Origin of the sequence: Streptomyces sp. enrichment culture, from assembly GCF_964272895.1 — a bacterium.
GTDB lineage: Bacteria > Actinomycetota > Actinomycetes > Streptomycetales > Streptomycetaceae > Streptomyces.
This window is the reverse complement of the sequence record NZ_OZ186832.1, coordinates 2,132,492-2,158,051: the sequence shown is the minus strand read 5'-3', so window position 1 is coordinate 2,158,051 and position 25,560 is coordinate 2,132,492. Positions and strand designations below refer to the sequence as shown.

At 72.7% G+C, this 25,560-nt stretch carries 25 protein-coding genes and 2 pseudogenes; 6 read left to right on the top strand and 21 right to left on the bottom strand.

Annotated elements, in window-relative coordinates:
• Window positions 1–62 precede the first annotated feature (62 nt).
• On the bottom strand, window positions 63–2,006 hold the full coding sequence (locus ACSU6M_RS09805; RefSeq protein ID WP_437068780.1) for a hypothetical protein: 1,944 nt from the start codon (window positions 2,004–2,006) through the stop codon (window positions 63–65).
• A 60-nt stretch (window positions 2,007–2,066) separates the two neighbouring features.
• Window positions 2,067–2,567, bottom strand: a complete 501-nt coding sequence (locus ACSU6M_RS09800; protein ID WP_437068776.1) for a tetratricopeptide repeat protein — start codon at window positions 2,565–2,567, stop codon at window positions 2,067–2,069.
• 140 nt (window positions 2,568–2,707) lie between these two features.
• On the opposite strand from ACSU6M_RS09800, the gene ACSU6M_RS09795 reads away from it, so the two are divergent.
• A complete protein-coding gene (locus ACSU6M_RS09795; RefSeq protein ID WP_437068775.1) occupies window positions 2,708–3,085 on the top strand; it encodes a hypothetical protein in 378 nt (125 codons plus the stop codon).
• A 70-nt stretch (window positions 3,086–3,155) separates the two neighbouring features.
• On the opposite strand, the gene ACSU6M_RS09790 is transcribed toward ACSU6M_RS09795, so the two are convergent.
• The 5 genes from ACSU6M_RS09790 to ACSU6M_RS09770 form a co-directional block, all read right to left on the bottom strand.
• Window positions 3,156–4,730, bottom strand: a complete 1,575-nt coding sequence (locus ACSU6M_RS09790) for a DUF1996 domain-containing protein (RefSeq protein WP_437068773.1) — start codon at window positions 4,728–4,730, stop codon at window positions 3,156–3,158.
• 118 nt (window positions 4,731–4,848) lie between these two features.
• Window positions 4,849–5,868 (bottom strand): NAD-dependent epimerase/dehydratase family protein, encoded by a 1,020-nt coding sequence (locus ACSU6M_RS09785; RefSeq protein ID WP_437068771.1) that lies wholly within the window; start codon window positions 5,866–5,868, stop codon window positions 4,849–4,851.
• Between the two features lie 42 nt (window positions 5,869–5,910).
• Complete coding sequence (locus ACSU6M_RS09780) at window positions 5,911–6,474, bottom strand: winged helix-turn-helix domain-containing protein (RefSeq protein ID WP_437068769.1); 564 nt, start codon at window positions 6,472–6,474, stop codon at window positions 5,911–5,913.
• A gap of 282 nt (window positions 6,475–6,756) precedes the next feature.
• Window positions 6,757–7,788 carry a glutamine synthetase gene (gene glnII / locus ACSU6M_RS09775; RefSeq protein WP_437068767.1) on the bottom strand — a complete coding sequence of 344 codons (1,032 nt, stop codon included), beginning with the start codon at window positions 7,786–7,788 and terminating at the stop codon, window positions 6,757–6,759.
• Between the two features lie 329 nt (window positions 7,789–8,117).
• Entirely contained in the window at window positions 8,118–8,591 is a 474-nt protein-coding gene (locus ACSU6M_RS09770) for a MarR family winged helix-turn-helix transcriptional regulator (RefSeq protein WP_437068765.1), read from the bottom strand.
• Between the two features lie 77 nt (window positions 8,592–8,668).
• On the opposite strand from ACSU6M_RS09770, the gene ACSU6M_RS09765 reads away from it, so the two are divergent.
• Window positions 8,669–9,523 (top strand): alpha/beta fold hydrolase, encoded by an 855-nt coding sequence (locus ACSU6M_RS09765; protein ID WP_437068763.1) that lies wholly within the window; start codon window positions 8,669–8,671, stop codon window positions 9,521–9,523.
• Window positions 9,524–9,526: 3 nt separating this feature from the next.
• Here the strand turns inward: ACSU6M_RS09765 and ACSU6M_RS09760 are convergent, their stop codons facing one another.
• Both ACSU6M_RS09760 and ACSU6M_RS09755 read right to left on the bottom strand, forming a co-directional pair.
• The gene (locus tag ACSU6M_RS09760) at window positions 9,527–10,234 is read right to left on the bottom strand and encodes a hypothetical protein (protein ID WP_437068761.1); all 708 of its coding nucleotides are present in this window, start codon (window positions 10,232–10,234) and stop codon (window positions 9,527–9,529) included.
• 215 nt (window positions 10,235–10,449) lie between these two features.
• Window positions 10,450–10,812, bottom strand: coding sequence for an arsenate reductase family protein (locus tag ACSU6M_RS09755; RefSeq protein WP_437068759.1), 363 nt, complete (start codon window positions 10,810–10,812; stop codon window positions 10,450–10,452).
• Window positions 10,813–11,086: 274 nt separating this feature from the next.
• Here ACSU6M_RS09755 and ACSU6M_RS09750 point away from each other — a divergent pair, with 274 nt between their 5' ends.
• The gene (locus ACSU6M_RS09750; protein ID WP_437068758.1) at window positions 11,087–11,401 is read left to right on the top strand and encodes a hypothetical protein; all 315 of its coding nucleotides are present in this window, start codon (window positions 11,087–11,089) and stop codon (window positions 11,399–11,401) included.
• Window positions 11,402–11,465: 64 nt separating this feature from the next.
• On the opposite strand, the gene ACSU6M_RS09745 is transcribed toward ACSU6M_RS09750, so the two are convergent.
• The gene (locus ACSU6M_RS09745; protein ID WP_437068757.1) at window positions 11,466–12,650 is read right to left on the bottom strand and encodes a winged helix DNA-binding domain-containing protein; all 1,185 of its coding nucleotides are present in this window, start codon (window positions 12,648–12,650) and stop codon (window positions 11,466–11,468) included.
• Window positions 12,651–12,753: 103 nt separating this feature from the next.
• Window positions 12,754–13,713: pseudogene (locus ACSU6M_RS09740) on the bottom strand (alpha/beta hydrolase); the annotation flags it as partial.
• A 118-nt stretch (window positions 13,714–13,831) separates the two neighbouring features.
• Here ACSU6M_RS09740 and ACSU6M_RS09735 point away from each other — a divergent pair.
• Window positions 13,832–14,098, top strand: coding sequence for a hypothetical protein (locus ACSU6M_RS09735; RefSeq protein WP_437068755.1), 267 nt, complete (start codon window positions 13,832–13,834; stop codon window positions 14,096–14,098).
• Between the two features lie 43 nt (window positions 14,099–14,141).
• Here ACSU6M_RS09735 and pspAB read toward each other — a convergent pair whose 3' ends face one another.
• The 5 genes and pseudogenes from pspAB to glnA all read right to left on the bottom strand — a co-directional run bounded on the left by pspAB (window position 14,142) and on the right by glnA (window position 18,423).
• Window positions 14,142–14,717, bottom strand: coding sequence for a PspA-associated protein PspAB (pspAB, locus tag ACSU6M_RS09730; RefSeq protein WP_437068753.1), 576 nt, complete (start codon window positions 14,715–14,717; stop codon window positions 14,142–14,144).
• Window positions 14,714–15,142, bottom strand: a pseudogene (locus ACSU6M_RS09725) (M48 family metalloprotease); the annotation flags it as partial. The gene pspAB and the pseudogene ACSU6M_RS09725, both read right to left, overlap by 4 nt.
• Before the next feature lie 77 nt (window positions 15,143–15,219).
• Entirely contained in the window at window positions 15,220–16,602 is a 1,383-nt protein-coding gene (locus tag ACSU6M_RS09720; protein WP_437068751.1) for a hypothetical protein, read from the bottom strand.
• 9 nt (window positions 16,603–16,611) lie between these two features.
• The gene (locus ACSU6M_RS09715) at window positions 16,612–16,875 is read right to left on the bottom strand and encodes a hypothetical protein (protein WP_437068749.1); all 264 of its coding nucleotides are present in this window, start codon (window positions 16,873–16,875) and stop codon (window positions 16,612–16,614) included.
• Between the two features lie 138 nt (window positions 16,876–17,013).
• On the bottom strand, window positions 17,014–18,423 hold the full coding sequence (gene glnA / locus ACSU6M_RS09710) for a type I glutamate--ammonia ligase (RefSeq protein ID WP_437068748.1): 1,410 nt from the start codon (window positions 18,421–18,423) through the stop codon (window positions 17,014–17,016).
• A gap of 210 nt (window positions 18,424–18,633) precedes the next feature.
• Here glnA and ACSU6M_RS09705 point away from each other — a divergent pair, with 210 nt between their 5' ends.
• Entirely contained in the window at window positions 18,634–19,101 is a 468-nt protein-coding gene (locus ACSU6M_RS09705) for an RDD family protein (RefSeq protein WP_437068747.1), read from the top strand.
• Between the two features lie 117 nt (window positions 19,102–19,218).
• Here ACSU6M_RS09705 and ACSU6M_RS09700 read toward each other — a convergent pair whose 3' ends face one another.
• From ACSU6M_RS09700 to lipB, 4 genes are all read right to left on the bottom strand, one after another.
• A complete protein-coding gene (locus ACSU6M_RS09700; protein ID WP_437068746.1) occupies window positions 19,219–19,923 on the bottom strand; it encodes a DUF4191 domain-containing protein in 705 nt (234 codons plus the stop codon).
• A 60-nt stretch (window positions 19,924–19,983) separates the two neighbouring features.
• Window positions 19,984–20,181: an SCO2195 family GlnR-regulated protein gene (locus ACSU6M_RS09695; RefSeq protein WP_437068744.1), complete on the bottom strand. Its 198-nt coding sequence runs from the start codon at window positions 20,179–20,181 to the stop codon at window positions 19,984–19,986.
• A 238-nt stretch (window positions 20,182–20,419) separates the two neighbouring features.
• Complete coding sequence (gene lipA, locus ACSU6M_RS09690; RefSeq protein WP_437068742.1) at window positions 20,420–21,409, bottom strand: lipoyl synthase; 990 nt, start codon at window positions 21,407–21,409, stop codon at window positions 20,420–20,422.
• A 167-nt stretch (window positions 21,410–21,576) separates the two neighbouring features.
• On the bottom strand, window positions 21,577–22,374 hold the full coding sequence (gene lipB / locus ACSU6M_RS09685) for a lipoyl(octanoyl) transferase LipB (RefSeq protein ID WP_437068740.1): 798 nt from the start codon (window positions 22,372–22,374) through the stop codon (window positions 21,577–21,579).
• 233 nt (window positions 22,375–22,607) lie between these two features.
• Between lipB and ACSU6M_RS09680 the strand changes: the two genes are divergently transcribed.
• Window positions 22,608–24,044, top strand: a complete 1,437-nt coding sequence (locus ACSU6M_RS09680; protein ID WP_437068739.1) for a regulator — start codon at window positions 22,608–22,610, stop codon at window positions 24,042–24,044.
• A 78-nt stretch (window positions 24,045–24,122) separates the two neighbouring features.
• Here ACSU6M_RS09680 and ACSU6M_RS09675 read toward each other — a convergent pair whose 3' ends face one another.
• A complete protein-coding gene (locus tag ACSU6M_RS09675; protein ID WP_437068737.1) occupies window positions 24,123–25,454 on the bottom strand; it encodes an NAD(P)/FAD-dependent oxidoreductase in 1,332 nt (443 codons plus the stop codon).
• Between the last annotated feature and the right edge of the window lie 106 nt (window positions 25,455–25,560).

The following is a 25,560-nucleotide window of genomic DNA, read 5'->3' as shown; positions in this document are numbered from 1 at the left end:
GGGAACCGCGCGACCAGCCACGAACCACCCGGAGACGGCCGGCGGCGGACCCCGCACCACCCCTAACGCAACCCGCTGATCTCCCGCCCGCTCTCCAGCACACCCTTCAGCTCGGCCTGCGCGCCCTGCTCGGCGTCCACGGCCAGCAGGTTGCTCCCGGAGGACCCCTTCACGCCGCCGCGCACCTCCACCGAGGCCACCTCCCGGCTGCCGGCGGCCAGCAGGTACCACCCGTCGGCCTCCGACCTCCACAACACCCCCGCCAGCACATGGGGATCGCGCGGACCGCACGCCGGGACGTTCTCGGCCTTCGCCACCACCGCCCCGTACACCCCGCCCGGCGTACGGAACTGCGCCAGCGCCCGCGTCCCGCCGCCCCGCCAGGTCTCCGCCCGGGTGCACACCCACTCGCCGGTCCCGCCGGCGTCCGGCAGCGGCTGGGACGCGTACCTCCACGTATTCACCGTCCGCACCCCCTGCCCCCGCAGCTCCGCCAGCGAGCACGCGTAGGGCGCCCAGCCGCGCAGCGCCCTGGCGCCGGTCACATCCCGCACCGCCCCCGGCCGTCCCGTGGTCAGCCGGGCCGGCACCAGCTCCCCGAGGTCGCTCGCCAGCCGCGTACCGTCCCGGCCGGACAGCTCCAGCACGTTCCAGGACGTACAGGCGCCGGTCCGGGTGGCCGGGCTGGCCAGCGGCGAGGTGATCCCGTCGGTCAGGGTGAGCTCCATCGCCCCCGACCCCGGCTTCAGCAGATCCCGCTCGGCCGCCCTCGTCACCCACGGCGCCGTCAGATACCGCACGTTCCCGTCGGTCCGCTCCAGCACCACGGCGCTCGCCTCGGCCCCGCTCGCCGCGTCGACCCGCGCGAAGTCCAGCGCCGCCCCGGCCGTGCCGTTCTTCGGCTCCGCGTACCGGGCGATGCGCAGACCGTCGTAGAGGATCACCACGCGCGCGTTGTCGACGCTCCCGGCGTACAGCAGCTGCGCCGGGCCGGGCGGGCCGCCCGACGGGGTGCCCGGCGTCACCGACACCTGCACCCGCTCGCCGGGCCGCGCCCACACCGCGAGCGCCCGGCGCAGCAGGGCCTTGTCGCCGACGAGGTCACCGCGGGCCGGCCACACCGAGAAGTCGGTGCGCGCGGAGGACTGCCAGGCGGCCGGCGCCACCTTCAGCAGCTTCGCCGGGTCCAGCGCCGCCTCTGCGGAGGGGTTGCGCGCGTACGGCGGTGCCGCGGCCCCGTCCTGGCCCCAGGTGTCGCCGGGCAGCCCGAGCAGCGCCCCGCACACCGCGAGGGCCGCGGTAGCGGCGAGCGCGGCCTTGACGTGCTGGCGGCGCCGCATCAGATCGGTGGGCCGCGCCTGCAGCGAGCAGGCGTCGAACTCGGGGGACTCCAGCAGCGCGTACTGCGCGGGCACCCCGTCGGCCTCGGCCAGCGCCGCGTCCGGGTCGGCGGCCCCGGCGGCGTCGAGGACCCGGCGCACATCGGCGTCCCCCAGCCGCTCCAGACCGCGCAGCACATAGGCGGCGCGCGCCTCGGCGGAGAGCGCCGACAACCGCTGGTCCAGGGCGAGTTCGTCGGCCCCGCCCGAGCGCGGGAACAGCTTCAGACCCCACACCTGCGGCAGCGGCGAGGGCAGCCGGGCGCGCCGGGGCCACGCCCGGAAGGTCAGCGGCAGGCCCGCCTCCAGCGCCGAGCGCAGCACCCTGAGCCGTACGAAGGCATAGCCCGGGTCGCCGCTGCGGCCGCCCCCGCCCGGCTGGGCCTGCGCGGGGATGGCGGGCGCGGTCACCCGGCCGCGGGGCAGGGCCCGCTGGGTGAGGGCGTGCGCGGTCAGGACGCGGCGGCTGCGGCCGAGGGCCGGCGGAAGCACCAGATAGGCCAGCCGGACCAGCCGCGGATAGTGCTCGACGAGCGCGGCCTCGGCCTGCTCGACGTCGACCACCTGGTCACTGGGCTCGGTGGCGGAGGCGGGTGCGGGGCGCTGGGCGACATCCTGTGACTGCACGTTCAGCAGAACGAGCGAATCGTGCGTTGGTCACCGCCGCCCGGGTGACCGCCGGGGGACTCAGTCGCCCGGATCCACCAGCTCCCGCGCGTAGTTGGCCATCGACCGCTGGTAGCGCGGCAGATGGGGCGCCAGCGCGCCGAGCACGAGGGACAGGCCCTCGCGGTCGCGGCCCAGACTGGACAGGCACAGGGCGAGGGTCGCGCGTACCGCGTCGTCCAACTCGTCGCTCGGCGCGTCCAGTTCCGGTGTCAGCAGCTTGACGCCCTCCTCCGGCTGCCCGATGTTCCGCAGCGACGACGACAGCTGGATCTTCGCCCGCCGCGCCTTGTACCCGCTCAGCCCCCGGGCCAGTGCCTCCCGGTACAGCGGAACCGCCTTGTCGGAGTGGCCCGTCGAGTCCCAGGCGCAGGCCAGCTCGAAGGGCCCGTCGGGGCTGTCCTCGGGCAGTTCCGCGACGAGCGCGTCGATCACCGCGCGGAACGCGGCGGCCTCCTCCTCCGGGTAGTCGTCGAAGGTCGCCCAGGCGGCGGTCACACGGTCTTCCCAGTTCTTGTCCACCGTCCCACCCTGGCACGGGTGTGCCGGGTGAGGCACGGGAATTGAGCACGGCGGGCCTCCCAGCCGTATCGCACGTCGGGCACCGGCCTGCCGGTCGGCCCCCTGCCGTCCGCCTGTCCGTCGTCCGTCCGGAGGAACACATGAGGCTGCCCCGACCGATGATCGCCGCCGCGCTGCTGGCCCTGACGGCCTGCGGCTCCCAGGACGGGCCCGCGGCCGTGCCGCCGACCGCCACCGGAAGCCTGGAGCGGCTGGCCGCGGAGGCCGGCTGCGAGCCGGATGTGCAGACCGACGCCGACGAGATCCGTCAGGCCGTCTGCCGCAACGGCGACGGCAGGTTCGTCCTCGCCACCTTCGCCACCGACCGCGGCCAGCGGGAGTGGATCGAGGAGGCCCAGGACTACGGCGGCCACTATCTCGTCGGCCGCAAGTGGGTCGCCGTCGGCGAACCCGAGGTCGTCACCGCGCTGCGCGGGACGCTCGGCGGCACGCTGGAGGAGGGCCGGGCGCACCACTAGGGGGGCACCCCCCGGAGCGCATGCGGAAGCGGGTGGCGAGAGGTCTCGCCACCCGCTCGTCGGGGAGCCGTCAGCGGCAGCGCGCCCCGGAGTTGATGCAGCGGACCATCTTGTCCATCAGGCCCTCGTCGAAGACGTTGATGAAGTCGTCGTGGTCCGTGATCGGCTTGTGCAGCTGCTCGGGGAACCCGTCCACCGCGAACGCGTTCCGCACCTCGCCGTTCTCGATCACCGGCGCCTGGACGTCGTAGACCAGCCGCATCACCAGCTGCGGGATGGCCTGGAAGCCGTTCTGGCAGCGGCCCTCGGCGTCGGCGAACGCCACATGGGTGCGGTGGTTGGCGCTGTCGGTGTTCTGGCCGTCCCAGCAGCTCTGGAACTTGAAGGTGCGCACCACGTCACTGCCGTCGGGGCAGATCGGGTACTTGTCCTTCAGCTGGCGGTCCTCGAAGCCGGTGCAGCTCCAGGAGGCGTTGGCGTTCGCCGGGCCGTTGGTGAACGCCTTGGCGTCGCCGGTGATGATCCGCAGGAACTTCGGCATCGGCACGACCTTGGACTTCGGGCTGCCGACGAACTTGATCTGCGCCTGCTTCGCCTGGAGGATCCGGCCGACGTTGCCCTCCTTGCCGCCGCCGTCGTTGTCCTGGTCGAAGTCCTGCGTGCCGTCCTGCACGCGCAGCACCGGCCAGTAGTAGGAGGACTTGTCGCCCTGGTTGGCGCAGGTGGTGTCGGCGCCGGCGAACGTGTCGTTGTTCGCGAAGGCGTCGTTGGCCTGGTTGCCGACGTAGTCGTGCAGATGGTGGGCGCCGTTGACGACACCGGGGGCGACGATCACGTTGTCGGTGTTGAACTTCTTGTTCTCGTTCACGCCGCAGTTGCTGGTGAACGAGCCGGTGGAGGCGTTGCGGCCGAGGCGGACCCGCTGGACGTTCGGTTCGACGGTGGTGATGTCCACGAAGTCGTCGGCGACGGGGCCGTTGCCGGCCTGACCGCCGTTGCCCTGCTGACCGCCGTCCTGGCCGTCGCCGTTCTGGCCGTCGCCGTTCTGGCCGTCGCCGTCCTGGCCGTCGCCGTCCTGGTTCTGGTCGCCCTGGCCGTCGTCCTGCTGTTGTCCGTCGTCCTGCTGCTGGCCGTCGCCGTCCTGTTGGCCGTCGTTGGTCTGCGGCTGCTCCGAGGGGGCGGCGGTACAGCCGGACAGACCGTCGAGGCTTTCGGGGGCGCTGCCCCCGACGCGGTTGATCTCCAGCTGGATGCGGTCGATGATCGCCTGCCGGCGGTCCTTGAGCGGCTGGAGGATGGCGTTCTGGACGAAGTTCGGGTCCTGGGCCTGCGCGTCCCGCGTGGTCGTGAGGCGCTGGTACGCCTCGGTGATCTGCTGGTCAAGCGTGGCCAGTTCACCGTCGACCTCGCCGCGGGCACGGTCCGGCACGTCCGACAGCTGCTGGCCGACGTCCGGGCAGTCGATCGTGGCGACCTGGGCGGAGGCCGCCTTCGTCCGGTCGCCCCAGTGCTGGTCGTTCTCCTCGTGCGCCGAAGCGTAGAAGTTCGCCCAGATCAGCCCGCCCCCACCGAGCGCTAGGGCCGCCGATGCGGCTATGGCCTTGGTGGCCAGCGGCGTACGGCGTTTTCGTGTGTTGCGTCCCATGGAACTCCTCTGACTTCCTTGCGGGGCAGCATCGAGGCGCCCGACAGGAGTGAAGCGGCCCCCTTCCATACGCAGGGAGTCCCACGGGTGTTCAAACGTCCCGCGAATCGACGGGAGTTCAGCGGCGCGGGGCCTTTCCTCGGTCCAGGGACGCGAGCACCTTCGCCTCCACCGCCGGGTCCAGGCCGACCGCCGGCCGGTCCGGGCGCTGCGGGGCGGTGCCGCCGATGGCCCGGAGCCAGGACCAGGTGTCGGCGACCGTCTCGGCGACCGGGCGGCAGCGCAGGCCCGCCGCGACGGCACGGGAGACGTCACCGCAGTGCAGCGCCTCGTGCAGGTCGCTGTCCGGCGGCACCCACACCGGCAGCTGGACCCACGGCTCGATGCCGGCGCCCAGAACCGTGTCCGGGTCGGTCCAGCGCAGCTCGGCCGCGGCACCGGTGGCCTCGGCACAGGCGTCGAGCAGCGCGCCCATCGTCGCGTGTCCCCGCGGGCTCATCAGGTTGTACGGCCCGCTCAGCCCCTGTTCCACCGCGTCCAGCTGCCACTCGGCCAGGTCACGGACGTCGACGAACTGGATCGGCAGCTCCCGGGGGCCCGGCGCCAGCACCGGACCGCCCCGCGCGATCCGGTTCAGCCACCACGGCAGCCGGCCGATGTTCTCGTACGGTCCGAGGATCAGCCCCGACCGGGCGAGGACCGAGGCGTCCGCGCCGAACGCCTCCAGCACGGCGAGTTCGCCGCCCCGCTTGTCGTGCGCGTAGTCGGTCTGCCCGGCGTCCGCGGCCGCTCCTCGCACCAGGGCCGCGTCCTCGGTGTACCCGGCGGGCGGGGCCCACTCGTACACCGAGCAGCTCGACAGGTACACATACCGTCCCGCGCGCCCGCGCAGCAGCCGGGCCGCGTCCCGGACCGCGCGGGGCGCGGCCGACCAGGTGTCCACGACCGCGTCCCACTCGCCGCCGGCGAGGGCGTCCAGGCCGCCGGGCGCGGTGCGGTCACCGGTCAGCGACCGCACTCCGGGGGCCGGTGCCTCCCGCCCCCGGTTGAACACCGTCACGTCCCAGCCGCGCCCGAGCGCCGCCTCCACGACGGCCCGTCCCGCGAAATGCGAACCACCCAGCACCAGAAGTCTCATGCCGGTGACTCTGCCTCCCGCGGGCGGGCGGGGGAAGTGGCCTTAGCCGAGGGCAGAACGGGTGGGCGGCGTGTACTTGTAGCCGACCCGCCGTACCGTCTGGATCGCCTGCCGGTGCTCGGCGCCCAGCTTGCGGCGCAGCCGGGCGATGTGGACGTCGACCGTGCGGCCGTCGCCGACATGGCCGTACCCCCAGACCGTGGTCACCAGATGGTCGCGGGTGTGCACCCGGTGCGGGTGCGCGACCAGATGGGCCAGCAGTTCGAACTCCAGGTAGGTCAGGTCGAGTGCGCGTCCGCCGACCTCCGCGGTGCGCCGGACGGTGTCGACGCGGACGAGGGGGTCGTCGCCCGCGGGGTCCGCCTCGGCGGCCCGGCGGGGCAGGGGCGGCTGCTGGTCGGCCGGGACGAGCAGCAGATAGCCGACCATCGGAGGACGGCCCGGCAGGGCGGGCAGGGCGTGCGGGGGAGCGGGCAGCCAGGTGGCGCCCGGCGGCAGCAGGTCCGCCAACTCCGGTACGTCGTCCGGGCCGACGGCTCGCAGCCGGTGCCGCGCGGTGTGCTCGGAGGGTGCGGGAAGGGCGGTCAGGGAAGGGGAGGTCGCCATGGGAGGTCAGCTCTTTCGCGCGAGAGGGTCGTCGGGAGGGACGTACGCCGGTGCGCGCGGGGCCCGGGGCCGGGGGAGGAACGGCTCTACCGGGCGCGCGCGTTCGTCGCGCGGCAATACACCCGGTCGAAGTCGTGGTGCTGACGGGAGGGCCAGAAGGGCTCGAGGTCATGGCGACCTGTCGCGGTGCACTTCTGGAAGCTGGCCATGCCCCCCATTGAAGCAGACACGGCAAGGGGGCGCCCACCTTCGCGGTGGACGCCCCTCACGGGATCCGGTGGATCAGACCTGGCCGGCCTTCTCCAGCGCCGAGCAGCAGGTGTCGACGAGGAGGCGGGTCACGACGTACGGGTCGACGTTGGCGTTCGGACGGCGGTCCTCGATGTAGCCCTTGCCGTCCTTCTCGACCTGCCACGGGATGCGGACCGAGGCGCCGCGGTCGGAGACGCCGTAGGAGTACTTGTCCCACGGGGCGGTCTCGTGCAGACCGGTCAGGCGGTCGTCGATGCCGGCACCGTAGTTCTTGACGTGGTCGAGCGGCTTGGAGCCCTCACCGAGCGACTCGCACGCGGTGATGATCGCGTCGTAGCCCTCGCGCATCGCCTTGGTGGAGAAGTTGGTGTGCGCGCCGGCGCCGTTCCAGTCGCCCTTGACCGGCTTGGGGTCGAGGGTGGCGGAGATGCCGAAGTCCTCGGCGGTGCGGTAGAGCAGCCAGCGGGCGACCCACAGCTGGTCGGAGACCTCCAGCGGGGCCAGCGGGCCGACCTGGAACTCCCACTGACCGGGCATGACCTCGGCGTTGATGCCGGAGATGCCGAGACCCGCGGCGAGGCAGTTGTCGAGGTGCTTCTCGACGATCTCGCGGCCGAAGATCTCGTCGGCGCCGACACCGCAGTAGTAGCCGCCCTGCGGGGCCGGGAAGCCGCCCTCGGGGAAGCCGAGCGGACGGGCGCCGTCGAAGAAGGTGTACTCCTGCTCGATGCCGAAGATCGGCTCCTGCGCGGCGAACCGCTCGGCGACCTCGGCGAGCGCGGCACGGGTGTTGGACTCGTGCGGCGTCATGTCGATGTTCAGGACCTCGCACAGGACGAGGATGTCGTCGCCGCCGCGGATCGGGTCCGGGCAGGTGAAGACCGGCTTGAGGACGCGGTCGGAGGAGTGGCCCTCGGCCTGGTTCGTGGAGGACCCGTCGAAGCCCCAGATCGGCAGCGCGTCCAGACCGGCGGGCTCACCCGCGATGATCTTGGTCTTGGAGCGGAGCTTGGCGGTCGGCTGGGTGCCGTCGATCCAGATGTACTCAGCCTTGAAGGTCACGGGCCACTTCCTTCGGGGGTGGGTCAGGCGCACTTGCGGGTGCTGCGGCGCTGCGGCACCGGAGCGCCGCCGTCGATGCGAGGGAGCCTGCCAACAGGCGATTTCCCGGTCATTGCTCGAATGTGAACCCCGTGTTACCTGGCCATGGTGTGCCCCATCTCACGCCGTGAGGGCGCGCCGGGTGAGCGGCGGGCCGCGAACGTGTGCGGTTCGCAGTCGCAGAGGTGTGTGGTGTCCGCGCCTGTATGCGAGGGGAACACAGGCGGCTGCATGCGAGGGGAACGCAGGCGGCTGCATGCGAGGGAGACACAGGCGGCGCGCGGGCCGGGTCACCCGGCGTCCGCCTCCCCGTCGGTCCCCGCCTGCGCCGCCGCCTCCCGTACGCCCTCCAGGAACCGCCGGATCGCCGCCCGCTCCCGCTCGTCGCACTCCGTCAGCAGTTCCACGGCCCGCCCGATGAGCGGTCCGAAGAAGGCCCAGCCCAGCTCGACGGCCCGCTCCTCGACCTGGACGACGACCTGGCGCCGGTCCCGCTCGCCGCGCACCCGACGCACATGCCCGGCCCGCTCCAGCCGGTCGACCAGGGCCGTCGTCCCTGCCGAGTTCAGCCCCAGCGCGGCCCCGAGCCGCCCGGCGGTCAGCTCCTCGCCCGCGCGCGCGGCGTCCATGAGCGCGATCAGGGCGCGGACGTCCGTCGGATGCATGCCGTTCCGGTTCGCGAACCGCGCGCTGTGCAGCCCGAGTTCGACCGTCGTTGCGCGCAGCAGATGGACGATCTCCATCTCGGGTCCCTGGTCCTGCATCCCTGGTCCTCTCCGGCTATCATCTCGCTCCATGACAATCTCGCTGAGCGAGATAATAGCCTCGAAGGTGTGATGCCATGAGCACGTACGACAGCGACGGGTTCCTCTCCGCGTACGACAAGGTCATGGCGAAGTGGCCGGCCGACCGGGAGGCGACCGAGACGGACACGCCGTACGGGACGACGTACGTCCATGTCTGCGGCCCGCGCGACGGGCGCCCGCTGGTGCTGCTGCCCGGCGGCGGGGGCGCGACCTCCGCCTCCTGGTACGCGCAGGCCGGTGAGCTGGCCCGCACCCACCGGGTGCACGCCGTCGACCTGGTCGGCGCCCCCGGCCGCAGCGCGCGCACCGGCGACCGCCCCCTGCGCACGGTCGCCGATCTCACCGCCTGGCTGAACGCCCTGCTGGACGGCCTCGGCCTCGAGTCGGCCGACGTCGGCGGGCACTCCTACGGCGCCTGGATCGCCCTGCACCACGCGCTGCACGCGCCCGCGCGGGTGCGCCGCCTGTTCCTCCTGGACCCGACCGGATGTTTCGCCGGGTTCAAGGCGGCGTACCTGCTGAAGGCCCTGCCGGTGCTGCTGCGGCCCTCACCGCGCCGGGTGCGGGCCTTCCTGGAGTGGGAGACCGGGGGCGCCCCCCTGGACCCCGACTGGCTCCGCCTCCAGGAGGCCGCCGCCGGCTTCCCCTCCGCGAAGCCGGTGACCGGACCGCGCCCGGCCCCCGAGGCGCTGCGCGGCCTGGACGTGCCGGTCCTGCTGCTCCTGGCCGGGAGCAGCAGGACCCATGACACGTATGCGGTGGCGGACCGGGCGGCCGAACTGCTGCCGCGCGCGGAGACCGAGATCCTCGGGGACCTCTCCCACCACGCCCTGCCGCAGTCCGCGCCGGACGACCTGGCCCGCCGCCTCAGCGATTTCCTGTCCGGCTGAGCCTCACCCCACCTTCTCGATCAGCGCCCGGCGGATCAGGAACTTGCCGGGCTCGCGGACCTGTTCGAAGGCGGCGTTGTTCAGCAGCACACAGCTGCCGGAGACCGAGGTGACCTCGACGGTGGTGGACTTGTCGTTGTCGAGGTTGGTGACCTCGAGCTTCGTACCGGCCGGGAACTGGTTGCTGGACGCGGCCGGGGCGCCGCCCTCGCCGGACAGGGTGACGGTGGAGCCGTTGCAGACCTGCTCCCCGGCGGCTGCGGGCGGCTGGGCGGCATCATCGGCGGGCGGTGCGGACTGCTCTGCGCCGCCCCCCTGCTCTCCGCCCTGCTGGCCCTGCTGAGCGCCCTGCTGTCCCTGACCTCCGCCTTGCTGTCCCTGCCCGCCGCCCTGCCCCGCCTGGGAGCCCTGAGCCGACTCCCCAACGACGCATCCGGCCGCTTCCTGCTGCCGCTCGATCTGCTCGATGACGGCCTCGCGGTTGGCGATCCGGGCCGCCGACTGGGCGTCGGGGTTGGCCCGCTGGCCCTCGATGAACCGTTGGTTGTTGCCGAGGGCGGTGGCGAGGCCCTGGCAGACGGTCGAGTCCTTCGCCGACTGCGCGGCGTTCGAGGTGCTCGCCATGACGAAGGCGCCCCCTCCCGCCACCGCCGCGGCGCTCACCAGCAGCGCCAGCTTCTTCTTCGCACTGAGCGTTCTCCTACGCGACATGCGCGCCTCCTGGGAGTCGGGGAGAGTACGCCGCTATGTACGGGACCCCGGAGGGAGTTACTCAGCGGTCACCCGCATCAGGCGAAGTAACCTGCGTCACAAGGCAGTTGGGCCGGGCCCGCCCGAGGCGGGTCCACTTGAAGCAGACACAGACACAGACACAGACGCAGACACAGACGCAGACGCAGGCGCAGACGTGAGCGAGGGCGCGTTCGTCACTTCCGGGACAGCGCGTCCCGGACCGCCTCGTCCGTGCGCCCCACCACGGCCGACCCGTCGTCCGCCGTGATGATCGGCCGCTGGATCAGCTTCGGGTGCTCGGCGAGCGCGGTGATCCAGCGGTCGCGGGCGGACTCGTCCCTCGGCCACTCCTTCAGCCCGAGCTCCTTGGCGACGGCCTCCTGCGTCCGCGTGATGTCCCACGGCTCCAGGCCGAGCCGCTCCAGCACCTCCCTGATCTCGTCCGCGCTGGGCACGTCCTCCAGATAGCGCCGCACGGTGTACTCGGCACCCTCCGCGTCGAGCAGGCTGACGGCGCTGCGGCACTTGGAACAGGCGGGGTTGATCCAGATCTCCATGCGCTCACGGTACCGGCGTGGTCGCCGGGGGCGCCGCACGCGTGCCGGGGGCAGGCCGCCCGGCCCTCCGTGTTCGATTTTCTCGGCGCCTCCCGCCCGCCTCCGCAACCCGTGTGACACGGTGACAGTTCCGTTGCTGACCTGGGGATTTCGGAGTCGTTCGGACCCCCTGATTGTCAGTGCCCGGCAGTAGAATGGAGGCAGTGTTCGAGGGTGACACCGGGACCGTCCGAAGGTCCCGGAGGGCCGCCCTGACCGCGACAGGAGGATGCCCGTGCCCGCTGCCGCACTGAAGCCGAAGCCGCTGCCGACCCAGTCCACCGCCCAGCGTCCCGTCCAGCTCGACCTGCCGTACGCGCCGGTGCAGAAGCGGCCGCTGCCGCCGGGCCGCCCGCGCGAGTGGTACATCACCCACAACCGCCGCCTGAAGGCGATGCGTCTGGCCATCGCCCTGCTCGACCTGGGCGTCTACACGCCCCACCAGGCCCGCAACGAGACCATACGCACCGCCGCCGAGCAGATCGGCGTGCACCCGCCCTCGGACACGACCTGCCACATGGTCCGGGCGCTGATGCGCTACAGCCGCTGATCCCGGACGCCGGGCGCTCCCGAGAGACAGGGGCGCCCGGCGTCGCCCGCGCCACCCCGCCGGCTCATCCCGCCAACTCCCGCTCCAGCGGCGTCCGGAAGCGCGGCGTCAGCCGGGTCGTACCGACCCAGCCCCGGAGCCGCTCCGCCTCCGCCGCGATCGCCGCCTCCGCCTCCCGGCCCACGCCGGCGGGGTCCAGGATCCGCCAGACGATCTCCCCGCCGGGCCGCTGCGCCCAGCCGCCCACGACCCGGCCGTCCCACCACACCGTGGGACCGACGTTGCCGCTGCGGTCGAACAGGGCGGGGCGCAGCTCCGGCGCCAGATACCAGTCCCGCCGCTGCCAGGCCATCGCCGTCGGGTCCAGCGCGGGCAGCAGCGCCGCCCACGGCTCGGGCGCAGCGGTCACCGCCTCCTCGTCGCCGTCCGCCACATAGCCCGTGCCCTCGTCCAGCGTCACCTCCCGCGCGCCGATCGCGGCCAGCGCCCGCCGTACGTCGGTGACCTTCCAGCCCGTCCACCACTTCAGGTCCGCCTCCGTGGCCGGCCCGCAGCACGTCAGCCAGCGCTCCAGCAGCGCGGCCTGCGCGGCGGCCTCCTCCAGCTCGGGGTGAGGGGGAGCGGGCGCCCAGCGGAACTGGCTCGACGTCCATGAACCCAGCGGGCGGCCGCGCACCACCTTGCCCTCGGTGCCCAGCACCCGCAGCAGCCGCGTCGACACCGTGTGCACGCCCTCGTAGCTCTTGCCCGCCGCGTACACGAACTGCTCCCGCAGCCGCGGCTCGTCCCCCGCCAGCTCGGCCGCCGTCGCCTGACCGCGCCGCCGCAGCGCGGCCAGCGTCGACTCCTCCACCTCCGCCAGCCACGCGGGCCCCGGCGCCCCGGCCGCCGCCATGTGCTTGAGCAGATCCGCCCGCTCGCGCGCCGCGACCGTCAGCCCCGTCGACGCGTGCACCACCGCCGTCAGCTCCGCCGGGAACACGAAGACCGTGCGCCGCATGCCGTGCATCCGGACCAGGGAGCGGTCCTCGTACAGGGCCCGCTCGGTCTGCGCCACCGTGTCCTGCGGCTCCGCCAGCCGCGCCCCCACCGCCAGGAACACCGTCGCCGGATCGGTGCCGTGCAGCGCCACCAGCGACCGCGCGACCTCCGCGGCGCCGTCCGCCCGCGCCCCGCCGGCCAGCCGGTGCCGCACCGCCAGCCGGGCCCGCCGCTCGGCCTCACCGATGTGCCGCCGCACCTCACCCATCCCGGCCTCCCCGTCGTCGTACGCCTGACCCACTGACCCTCGGAGCCATCCTGACCGACACCACTGACAATCACCGGCACGCCGGGCTCCGGCCCGGCTGTCCGCCGTCCCGCGTGGCGAGCAGGGACAGGCTGGCGGCCTCACAGGTGAGCTGTCCGGGGGCGTGGCGGCGGAGCAACGGCTTGACGAAGGTCCGCAGGGCGAGGCCGGTGCCGTCGTCGAGGGCGAGCCGCCGCAGCGGGGGGCTCCAACCGCCTTACAGCGGGCCGGAGTCGGTGACCGTACGGCCTTCGGGGAGCTGCTCGGCCACCCGGGACCGGGTGGCGGTCCAGCCGCCGTCGCCGAGGCCGGCCAGCAGGGCGGTCACCAACCGCCGCCGGTCCTCGGCGTGGTCGCGCAGCCACAGGCCGAGGAAGTGGTCGGCGTCCGGCAGGTCGAGGCGGGTGAACCGGGCGCGGGCGGCGAGCGCGTCCTGCACGGCCTCGGTGACGGCCGGCGGGATGATCTGGTCGGTGCCCGGCACGACCAGCACCGCCCGCCCCTCGTAGGACCGCAGGGCGCTGAGCCCGGCCGAGTCGCGCCAGCCCTCCGGCCGGCGGATGATCTCGCTGAACCGCCCGTCGCCCTCCCCGAACGGCACGTCCCACGCCTCGCGCGCGTACAGGGCGGGCGCGCACAGCCCGAGCGCCACGACCCGGTCGCCGTAGTGCGCGGCCAGGTCGGCCACCGTCTGCCCGCTCATGCTGAACCCGACCAGCACCAGCGGGCCGCCCGCGGGCACCCGCGCGTCGATCACCGCGACCGCCTGCTCGAAGCGCCGCCGCAGACTCAACTCGGCCAGCTTCCCGCTGCTTTCGCCGTGCCCGGAGAAGTCGAGGGCGAGGGCCGCACAGCCCTGCGCGACGAACTCGCCGAGCAGCGGCAGCAGTCGCTCCTTGCTCCCGTTGCCCGCCCCGTGCAGCAGCACGGCGGTGGCCGCCGGATCGCCCCTGCCGTCACCGCCGTACGCACCGCTGAGCAGCTCGCCGTCGAACGCCTGTGTGAAGAAGGTCGGTTCACCCATGTCCCCATTGGATCAGGGGCCCGCCGGAAAACGGGATGCGGGCCGGGTGGCCGCGTTCCTAGGCTGGTCGCACGTCTTGACGTACCCCACACATCCACCTCCACGGAAGACACCAGCCATGGGCAGTCTCGTCATGGCCGGCACCGTCGTCCTGGTGGTCCTGGGGTTCGGTGACCACGTCTGGTGGCTAGTCGCCGTCGCCCTGCTGTACCTGTACGCGCAGCACGGGCGGGGTTCCTCGGCGGCGGGGAGCGGGACCTCAGCAGGGTCCGCGCCCACCACCTACCAGGCGTACCGGGCCCGCCGTGACCAGCAGGCCAAGTGGGAGCGCCGCTATCGCCGCGAGCGCCCGCACGAGGCCCGCCGCCAGGAGCGCGGCAGGTAGACCGGCCCCACCAGCCAGACCGACTCGGGGGAGCTCCCGGTGATCACAGACCGGGGGCTCCCCACAACGGGAACCAGCGGCCGAGGTCGCCCTCGATGCGCAACTCGTCCACGAGCGCCGCCTTCACCCGCAACTCCAGGGCGCTGTCCCGGCGTTCACCGGGCAGCGGCGCGAACGGATAGAACGTACCGCGCTTGTACAGGTACACCAGCGCCAGTACGCGGCCGTCGTCGCCGCGGAAGCCCGCCAGCGAGCACAGCAGCTGAGGTCCGAAGCCGCCCGCCTCCAGGGAGCTGTTCACCGCGTGCAGATCGTTGACGAGCTCCGGCAGCTCGTCGGGGGAGCGGTGCGACACCAGCCACGAGTAGCCGTAGGCGTCCCGCTCCAGCACCACCGGCGACCCCGCGCGCCCGGTGTCCGCGTCCAGCAGCGCCCGCACCTCGCGGTGGGTCTGCTCGAACGCCGCGCCCTCGACGGTGGCGAAGCACACCGCCCCCTGCCCGGTCGGCTCGAGTCCCGCCGCGGCCTGGAGGGTCACCGCCGCCGACGGCAGCGCGAACAGCTCGAGATCGGGTGCGACCGGCTTCGTACGGCCGAGGAGGATGTCCAGCAGCCTCATGTCAGCCTGCCCTTTCCCGGCTCGCCGGCCTCGCCCAGCTCACCGGAGATCCGCCCGAGCTGCTCCAGCCGCTGCTCGAGCATGGGGTGGGTGGAGAACAGCCGCGAGAGACCGTCGCCGAGCGCCGGGGTGAAGTAGAAGGCGTTGAAGGCATGGACGGTCCGCAGGTCCTTCGTCGGGATCCGCGCGATGTCACCGGTGACCTTCGTCAGCGCCGACGCCAGCACCGAGGGGCGGCCGGTGAGCAGCGCCGCGGCCCGGTCGGCGGCCAGCTCCCGGTACCGCGACAGGGCCCGGATCAGCAGGAAGCTGATCGCGTACACGGCCGCGGACACCCCCATGACCCCGAGGAACACCACCGCGGTGTTCTGGTCCCTGCGGCCCCCGCCGAACAGCTGCGAGTAGAACGCGACCCGCACGGTCAACCGCCGGTCACCCCGGAGACGACTGCGCATGGTGCACCACCCCACAGCCAGGAGCTCAACCCCGGTGTGCACCCGACTCAGTACGGCAGCCCGGCCTCCCGCCGGACGCGCTGCCACGTGCGCTCCTCGAACACAGGCCGCGCCCGGTCCAGCAGCTCGCCCACCACCGGGTCCCGGAGCCGGACGTCCGGTCCCGGCCTCCAGCTCTGTACGGACTGTCGCGCCCGGGAGCGCAGCCCGGCATCCGCGTCGTCCAGCAGCGCCACCGCCGTCCGCAGCCGCACCGCGCCGCCACGCGCGTCGAGAAGCCGGAACGCGGCCATCCGCACATGCCGGGGCCACCGCGCCCCCAGCCGCTCGGTCAGCCACTCCTCGGGCACGGCCGCGGCCGACGGCAGCAGCGCGAGGGCCGTCTCGCGCACCACCCCCGGCGCGGGGTCGTCCAGCAGCGGCCGCAGCCGTGCCGCGTCCGCGACGTCCAGCGTCCTCAGGCCCGCCACCGCGCGAGCCCGCACCTGGGCCACGGTGTGTGCGAGCAGCGGCCACAGCAGGGCGGCGTCGGCCCGCTCCCCGCACTCCGCGAGCCCGATCACCGCTCCCGGCGAGACCTGCCGCGGCGCTGCGCACTGCTCCCGGTACCAGGCCCCGGGGTCACCCCCGCCCTGCCGTACGACATACCGCGCACAGGCCCGTACCAGCGCCGACCGGTCGGCGAGGAACGGCACCGCCGCCTCCGGCCTGCCCGCCGCCCGCAGCGCGGTGACCCCGGCCGACCGCGCCTGTGTGTTCCGCGCGCCGAGCAGCTCCGGCAGCACGTCGTCGTACGCCCCGCCGCGCAGTACGGCGGCCAGGGCGGCGTCCGCGCACAGCCGCTGGACGACGATGTCGGTGTCCCGTGCGGCGGTGCGGGCCAGCTCGGCGGGCGACAGCAGCCCTTCCTCGACGGCGAGACGGCGGGCGAACCGGCGTACCGCCCGGTCCTCGCTGCGGTACAGCGGCTCCGGCGGACCGCCCGGTGCCCGCAGCAGCACCTCACCGAGCAGCCGGACACCGTACGCGCCGCGCTCGCGGCGGCCCACCCGCAGCAGGAGCGGCGCGAGTGCGACGGCGCGGTCGGCATCGAGATGCCGCTCCAGCAGCCGCCGGGCGCGCTCCCGCACCTGCTCGACCCAGTCCGAGCAGCGGATCACCACCAGGGGCAGCAGGCCGGGGTGGTCCGCCGCCCCGTCCAGCGCGGCCTCGCGGACCCTGCCGTCGCGGTGGCACAGGGCGAGGGCCAGCTCGGCTTCGGTGAGCTCCTCGGCGTGCGCCAGACGGGTGGTGAGCGGCAGCAGGGAACGCACGTCCAGGTCGAAGGCGGTCCACTCGGCCGGATCGCCGGTGTCCACCGCCTCCCACCGGGACAGCCCCTCCGCGACCAGCGTCGGGCGGAGGCGGCTCCCCCAGATCCCCTTGATCACAGCGGCGGCTCAGTACGACGAGCGCAGGTTGAGATAGCCCAGCAGCACGATCACCAGTGCCACACAGCCGAGGATCACGGCCGTCGAGACCCAGGACGAGCGGCGCGGGCCGCGGGAGGACGGCTCGGGACGGAAGGGCACCGGGCCCGGAGGGTTGTCCTTCCAGCGGGCGGCGAGCATCCGCGCCCGCGCCGACGGCTCCTTGTGCTCGGCCGCGTCGGCCCAGCGCAGGTCGTACTCCCGCTCGTGGTCGTCGTGCTCCTGCGTCGCCATCTGTACCACCCCCGTGTCGAACAGACCTTTGAGAAAAACATACGCCCGAGCCCCCGCCGTAGGTGAAACGGCGGGGGCTCGGGCGATCGGACTCGGACAGCGATCGGGCCGGGATCAGACCCCGATCACAGCTTTCGATCACACGTCGAAGTAGAGCTCGAACTCGTGCGGGTGCGGACGCAGCTGCAGCGGAGCGATCTCGTTCGTGCGCTTGAAGTCGATCCAGGTCTCGATCAGGTCGGACGTGAACACGTCGCCCTGGAGGAGGAACTCGTGGTCGGCCTCAAGGGCGTCGAGGACGGCGCCGAGGGAGGTGGGGACCTGGGCCACGTTGGCGTGCTCCTCGGGAGCCAGCTCGTAGAGGTCCTTGTCGATCGGCTCGGCCGGCTCGATCTTGTTCTTGATGCCGTCCAGACCCGCGAGCAGCAGGGCCGAGAAGGCCAGGTACGGGTTGCCGGAGGAGTCGGGCGCGCGGAACTCGACGCGCTTGGCCTTCGGGTTGGAGCCCGTGATCGGGATACGCATGGCCGCGGAGCGGTTGCGCTGGGAGTAGACGAGGTTGATCGGGGCCTCGAAGCCCGGCACCAGGCGGTGGTAGGAGTTCACCGTCGGGTTGGTGAAGGCCAGCAGCGACGGGGCGTGCTTGAGGATGCCGCCGATGTAGTAGCGGGCGGTGTCCGACAGGCCCGCGTAGCCCTGCTCGTCGTAGAAGAGCGGCTCGCCGCCCGCCCACAGCGACTGGTGGACGTGCATGCCCGAGCCGTTGTCACCGAAGATCGGCTTCGGCATGAAGGTCGCGGTCTTGCCGTTGCGCCAGGCCACGTTCTTCACGATGTACTTGAAGAGCTGGAGGTCGTCGGCGGCGGCGAGCAGCGTGTTGAAGCGGTAGTTGATCTCCGCCTGGCCGGCGGTGCCCACCTCGTGGTGCTGGCGCTCGACCTTCAGACCGACCTTGGCCAGCTCCAGGGAGATCTCGGCGCGCAGGTCGGCGAAGTGGTCGACCGGCGGGACCGGGAAGTAACCGCCCTTGTAGCGGACCTTGTAACCGCGGTTGTCCTCCAGGGCACCGGTGTTCCAGGCACCCGCCTCGGAGTCGATGTGGTAGAAGGACTCGTTCTCCGACGTCTTGAAACGGACGCTGTCGAAGACGTAGAACTCCGCCTCCGGGCCGAAGAACGCGGTGTCGGCGATCCCGGTCGACGCCAGGTACGCCTCGGCCTTCTTCGCCACGTTGCGCGGGTCACGGGAGTACTGCTCGCCCGTGATCGGGTCGTGGATGAAGAAGTTGATGTTGAGCGTCTTGTCACGGCGGAACGGGTCCACCCGCGCGGTCGACAGGTCGGCGCGCAGCGCCATGTCGGACTCGTGGATGGCCTGGAAGCCGCGGATCGACGAACCGTCGAACGCCAGCTCCTCGTCGGGGTCGAACGCCTCGACGGGCAGCGAGAAGTGCTGCATGACGCCCGGCAGGTCGCAGAAGCGGACGTCGATGAACTTGACGTCCTCGTCCGCGATGAACTTCTTGGCCTCGTCGGCGTTCTGGAACATCCAGCTCCTCCTACTCCCGACCGCCATGCCGGGGTGGTAGTTCGTTCGTGCGGCCAGTGCGGTGGCACACGCTCGCACTCGACCCTAGGGACGGGTGATTTCTCGGGCGTGACCCATTTGTTTCGCAGAAGTTAACCGGCTCACCCTCCACCGTAGCTCGCCCGCACCCCGCCGTGCCCCGGTCGAAAACGGGCGCAGTACCGTGTACGGGTGGACAAGAGGCGAGCAATCGGATCATGGCTCTCCGGCCCCCGCGCGGCCATGGAGGACGCGGGCGCCGAGTTGGGGTACCCCGGCGAACAGCTGGGCCTTCCGCCGCAGGGGCCGGGCTCCGTCGCCCGCTCCGGCCGGCGTCTGGCCGCCCTGGCCTTCGACTGGGCGCTGTGCATGTTCATCGCATACGGCCTGATCACGGACGGCTATGGCCAGAAGACCGGCAACTGGGCCCTGCTCATCTTCTTCGTGCTCAGCGTCCTGACCGTCGGCACCATCGGCAGCACCCCCGGCAAGCGCCTGTTCCGCCTGCGCGTGATCGCCCTCGACACCGGGGCCCCGCACCCGGGCCGCGCCCTGCTGCGCACCGTCCTGCTGTGCCTCGCCGTGCCGGCCCTGGTCTGGGACCGCGACGGCCGCGGCCTGCACGACCGGATCGCCCGCACGGTCGAGGTCCGCTTCTGAGATCGTCTACAAAAAAGATCACATCACCGCAGCGTCTGCGAAAAAGGATCACATCACCGAAGAAGGGGCGCCCGGTGCTCGCACCGGGCGCCCCTTCTTCGTCACGAGGAACGAGGGTCAGCGGCCCTTCGGCCCGCCGCCCTTCGGCAGCTTCATGCCCTTGGGCATCGGACCCTTGGGCAGCGGCATGTTGCTCATCAGGTCACCGAGGGCGCGCAGCCGGTCGTTGGTGGCCGTGATCTGCGGACCGGTCAGGACGCGGGGGAGCTTCAGCATGGTCGTGCGCAGCTTCTTCAGCTCGACCTGGTCCTCGCCCGTGCCCACGATGATGTCGTGCACCGGCACGTCCGCGACGATGCGGTTCATCTTCTTCTTCTCGGCGGCCAGCAGGGACTTCACCCGGTTCGGGTTGCCCTCCGCCACCAGGACGATGCCGGGCTTGCCGACGGCCCGGTGCACCACGTCCTGGCTGCGGTTCATCGCCACCGCGGGGGTCGTCGTCCAGCCCCGGCCGATGTTGTCCAGCACGGCCGCTGCGGCGCCCGGCTGGCCCTCCATCTGCCCGAAGGCCGCCCGCTCGGCCCTGCGCCCGAACACGATCGCCGTCGCGAGGAAGGCGAGCAGGAGGCCCAGGATGCCGAGATAGATGGGGTGACCGATCAAGAAACCGATCGCGAGGAAGACACCGAAGGTGACGATTCCGACAGCCGCGAGTACAAGACCGATCTTCTTGTCGGCCCTGCGGGTCATCTTGTAGGTCAGGGCGATCTGCTTCAGTCGCCCGGGGTTCGCGGCGTCCGCCGCGTTTTCCTTCCTCGCCATGCCACGAAGTCTACGTGGCCCCGGCAGCGCCTTCGACGGCAGTGCGGGGTGGGAGGGCGATCAGGGCCGGGCGGCGGCCTGGTCCAGCACGCGCTGCGCCTCCACGCGGTCCTTGGCCCGGCGGCGGTCCTCCAGTACGGAGGTCCAGGCGTTGCGGCGGGCGGTGCGCTGACCGGCGCTCATCAGCAGGGTCTCGACGGCGCGCAGGGCGTGGGCGAAGGACGGGATCGCGGTGGCGCGAACGGGCGCGGCCTGCATGGTGGTGGGTCCCCCTCGGTGCGGATGCGGTGCATGGGTGTACGTGGCGTGAGTCGACCGTCACTGATTGGTGTTACCAGGGCGTGACCGAGGGGTCAAACACCGATGAAACCTTTCGGCACCGACTTTCGAGGGCCCCCGGACGCCGACGCGGCCCCGGCGCACGCCCCCATCTGCGGGGACGGCCGGGGCCGCGTCCAACGGGCCTCTACTGGCCGGTAGTTGCTTGTGCCTGAATTCACACAGCCTGTACGGCGATGGAGTCGCCGCCGCGCTGCGGAGCGGCTGCGTGCCGCTGCTCGATCGCCATCTGGTAGAGGCGGCCGGCGCGGTAGGAGGAGCGGACCAGCGGGCCGGACATCACACCGGAGAAGCCGATCTGCTCGGCCTCCTCCTTCAGCTCCACGAACTCCTGCGGCTTCACCCAGCGCTCGACGGGGTGGTGGCGCACGGAGGGGCGCAGGTACTGGGTGATGGTGATCAGCTCGCAGCCGGCCTCGTGCAGCTGCTTGAGCGCCTCGCTGACCTCCTCGCGGGTCTCGCCCATGCCGAGGATCAGGTTGGACTTGGTGACCAGGCCGAAGTCGCGGGCCTCGGTGATCACCTTCAGGGAGCGCTCGTAGCGGAAGCCGGGGCGGATGCGCTTGAAGATCCGCGGCACGGTCTCGACGTTGTGCGCGAAGACCTCGGGGCGGGACTCGAAGACCTCCCGCAGCAGCTCCGGGACGGCGTTGAAGTCGGGGGCCAGCAGCTCGACCTTGGTGCGGCCGGCCTCGCGCCCGGCGGTCTGCTGGTGGATCTGGCGGACCGTCTCCGCGTACAGCCAGGCGCCGCCGTCCTCCAGGTCGTCGCGGGCGACGCCGGTGATCGTGGCGTAGTTCAGGTCCATGGTGACCACGGACTCGCCGACGCGGCGCGGCTCGTCGCGGTCGAGCGCCTCGGGCTTGCCGGTGTCGATCTGGCAGAAGTCGCAGCGCCGGGTGCACTGGTCGCCGCCGATGAGGAACGTGGCCTCACGGTCCTCCCAGCACTCGTAGATGTTGGGACAGCCGGCTTCCTGGCAGACCGTGTGCAGGCCCTCGCTCTTCACGAGGTTCTGCATCTTCGAGTACTCGGGGCCCATTTTCGCCCGCGTCTTGATCCACTCGGGCTTGCGCTCGATGGGGGTCTGGCTGTTGCGGACCTCCAGGCGCAGCATCTTGCGTCCGTCGGGTGCGACTGCGGACACGACCGGCTCCCTGCTGATTGACTAACGAAGACTTGGATTCTTCGGCGTACCCAGCGTACGCCCGTACGGATGGACCCCTTCCGAGGAGGCCAACCTCAGGACCCGGGGGTCCATTCCCGGCCGGGGCCTCCCGAAGGCGGGCGCGCCGGACCGCGGGCCGCTTCGCGCTAGGCCGCGGGCTGCTCGATCGCGCGCGGCTTGAGGTCCGCGTTCTCCAGTACGTCCTTCAGATGGCGCTCGGCGACCGGCAGCACCTCGTCGATGGTGACCTCGCGGCCCAGTTCGTAGGAGAGGGACGTCACGCCCGCGTCGCGGATGCCGCACGGGATGATCTTGTCGAAGTTGGAGGTGTCCGGGTTCACGTTCAGGGCGAAGCCGTGCATGGTGACGCCCTTGGCGACGCGGATGCCCATGGCGCAGATCTTGCGGTCCTCACGGCGCTGGCCCGCGTTGGAGGGCGCGTACTCGGGGCCGTTCAGGCGCGGGTCGAACTCCGGGTCGGTGGCGCGCGGGTCGAAGTCGAGCGTGAGCCCGCCGAGCCCCGGGCGCTCCTCGACCGGGTCGCCCAGCACCCAGACACCGGCCCGGCCCTCGACGCGCGAGGTCTCGATGCCGAACTCGGCGCACACCCGGATCATCGCCTCCTCCAGGCGGCGCAGATGCGCGACCACGTCCACCGGGCGGGGCAGCTTCTGGATCGGGTAGCCGACGAGCTGGCCCGGCCCGTGCCAGGTGATCTTGCCGCCGCGGTCCACGTCGATCACCGGCGTGCCGTCGAGCGGGCGCTCCTCGGGAGCGGTGCGGCGCCCCGCGGTGTACACCGGCGGGTGCTCCAGGAGCAGACAGGTGTCCGGCACCTCGTCCGCGAACCGGGCCGCGTGCACCCGGCGCTGCTCGTCCCAGGCGACCTGGTAGTCGACCATGTCCGCGCCGAACCCCATCCGGACGAACCGCAGCTCACTCACGGCAAGCGCCTCCTCGAAGTCGTAAGGCATGAAACACGCCTACGCCACTGTACGACTCCCGGCCGCACGTCAGCCCTGCGGGCAATCCTCACACGATCGGATGAATGGGCGCGGAAGTGTGCGACCGTCTGCTTACGCTCCGCTACATTCACGCCGTTCACAGGCCATAAGGGCTGCTCACAGGCAATTCCAGGCACTTCGGAAGGCCCGGAAGGCAGGAGATCGCACCGCACATGACGGATCGACCCGCGCAGCGCACCCCCAACCGACAGCTCGCCGCGCTCATCGCAGAAGCGGGGTTCTCCAACGCAGGTCTGGCCCGTCGTGTGGACCAGCTCGGCCTGGAACACGGGCTCGATCTCAGATACGACAAGACCTCCGTCACCCGCTGGCTGCGCGGCCAGCAGCCCCGCGGCACCACCCCGGCCCTGATCGCCGAGGTCTTCACCCGCCGGCTCGGCCGGCGTCTCACCGCCCAGGACCTCGGCCTGGACGCCTGCGCACCCGTCTATGCCGGGCTGGAGTACGCCGGCAGCCCCGAGGAGGCCGTCGACATCGTCAGCGGACTGTGGCGCAAGGACTCCGGCAGCCACGCCGAACTCCGCAAGATCGCCTTCACCCCGGCCGGGCTGGTGGTGCCCAGCCGAGACTGGCTGATCGGCCGGGCCGACGAGAAGGTCGCCCGCGGCGAGCCGCCGGCCCGGGTGCCCGCCCAGGGCCGCCCCGCCGTACCCCGCCAGCGCACCCAGACCGAGCGCGGCCCCGGCCAGAAGGTCACCGCGGGCGACATCGCCGCCCTGCGCTCGGTCGGCGAGCTCTTCCGCACCCTGGACGACATGTACGGCGGCGGCCACGCCCGCCAGGCCCTCGTGCGCTACCTGGAGCACGAGTGCGAGCCGATGCTGCGCGGCACCTACGGCGAGCAGACCGGCCGGCGCCTGTTCGCCGCCGCCGCGGACCTGACCCGGCTGGCCGGCTGGACCTCGTACGACATCGCCGCGCACGGGCTGGCGCAGCGCTACTTCGTGCAGGCGCTCAGGCTCGCGCAGGCCGCGGCGGACCGGGCCTACGGGTCGTACGTGCTGGTCACCATGAGCCGGCAGGCCGTCTACCTCGGGCACGGGCGGGAGGCCGTGCAGCTCGCGCGGGTCGCCCAGCAGGGGGTCGGGGGGTCGGCCCCGCCGGTGGTGCAGGCCCTGCTGCACGCGGCGGAGGCGCGCGGGCACGGGGTGCTGGGAGAGGTGCGGGCGTGCACCGGGGCCCTGGTGCGGGCCGAGCGGGCACTGGAGGCCGCCCGGCCCGGGGACGAGGTGCCGCACTGGGCGCGGTTCTTCGACGAGGCGCAGCTCGCGGACGAGTTCGGGCACTGCCACCGGGATCTGCAGCAGTTCCGGGCGGCGGCGCAGCATGCGGAGCGGGCGTTGCGGTTGCGCTCCGCCGGGTTCGCGCGGAGTCGGCTGTTCTGCCGGGTGGTGCTGGCCACCGCCCGGCTGGGCTTGGGGGAGCTCGATCAGGCGTGCGCGTTGGCCGCGGAGGCGGCGGGGGCGGCCGCGGAGATGCGGTCGGTTCGGGCGGTGGAGTACATCAGGGACTTCGAGCGGAGGCTGGAGCCGTACAAGGACGCGGCGCCGGTGCGGGGGTATCGGGACAAGGTGGCGGCGTTGGGGTAGCGCCATTTCGCCGTGGTCCCCACGGCGCTTTTGCGTCCTGCGGATTCGTTGTGGCTTGTCGCGCAGTTCCCCGCGCCCCTAGGCGGCTGTAGGCACCGCCTCTGCCGAGTCCAGGGAAGTCGCCGCTCCCAGGTCCCTCAGGATCGCCTCCGATGCCCTCGCGCCCGAGTGCAGGGCTCCCTGGACCGTGCTCGTGTCGCGGTGGTCGCCGCAGACGTAGAGGCCGGCCAGGAGGCGCACCGCGCGGTGCAGGTCGTGGGGTGGGCGCATGGCGGGGACGGCCTCGGGGGTGTGGTGGACGGCGAGGGTCTCCCAGCGGGCGGTGGAGGTGCCGTAGAGGCGGGAGAGGTGCATGCGGACGGCGGTGTCGACGTCGGGCGGCGGGGTGCCGAGGACCGTGGAGGAGATCAGCGCCCTGCCCTGGGGGGCCCGGCTCGGGTCGACGTCGCTGACCACCGCGGTGTGGGCGACGGGGCCGCCGCGGTCGGCGTCCAGCAGCAGGGAGGCGCCGGTCGGGGGCGGGACGTCGGTGGTGTGGTGGACCACGGTCACCGGGTGGAAGTCCGGCACCCGCAGTCCGGGCAGCAGCGTGGCGGCGGTGCGGGCGTCGGTGGCCAGCAGCAGGGCGCGGCAGCGGAACTCGCCGTGCTCGGCCGTCGTCACCGTGTTCGTGGCGACCGAGGTGACCTGGACGCCGGTGTGCACGGTCCCCGGCGGCAGGGTGCGCGCCAGCAGCTCCGGCAGCATCTCGGCCCCGCCCTCCGGCACGCACAGCCGGCCGGCGGCGAAGGCGCGCAGCGCGAGGTCGGCGCAGCGGCTGGAGGTGGCCAGCTCCGGGTCGCACAGCAGCGTGGCGAGGAGCGGGCGCACAAAGCCGTCGATCGTCCGGGCGGGCAGGCCGCGGGCGGCCAGCGCCTGTCCGGCGGGCAGTTCGGGGCGGGCCAGCAGCCGCTCGACCGGGGTCGCGGCGAGGCGGGCGAGGGCCGTGCCGAGCCGGGCCTGGTCGACGGCCGTGCCGACCGGCTTGCCCGGCTGCTGCGGCCGAGGGGCGCTCGCGAAGGCGCGTACCGCGTGCAGCGCGCCCCTCGCGCTCCCTCGGTGCGCCGGGGTGCCCAGGCGGTGCCGGCGTCCGTCGCTGTGCAGCAGGACGCCCGGATCGAAGCGACGCAGTACGAGCCCGCCCAGGCCCGGCGTCAGCTGCAGTTCGGGATACGCCGTGGACAGCAGCTGCCCGATCCGGTCGAGCCGGAACCCGTCGACCTTCTCGGTCGACATGCGGCCGCCCGGACAGGGGGCGGCCTCCAGAACGGCTGTGCTGACCCCTGCGCGGGTCAGCCTCTGTGCTGCGGAGAGCCCGGCGACCCCGGCTCCCACCACGACGACATCCGCCTCGTACGCGGGCTGAAGCACGTGCCCCTCCTTGAGGTTGCGCGGCCGGTGGAGACCTCATGCCCCCAATAGGCTCCAGGGATTCCCGAGTTCAGCTTGAGGTTAGGACCCCGGCCGATCAGGGGCA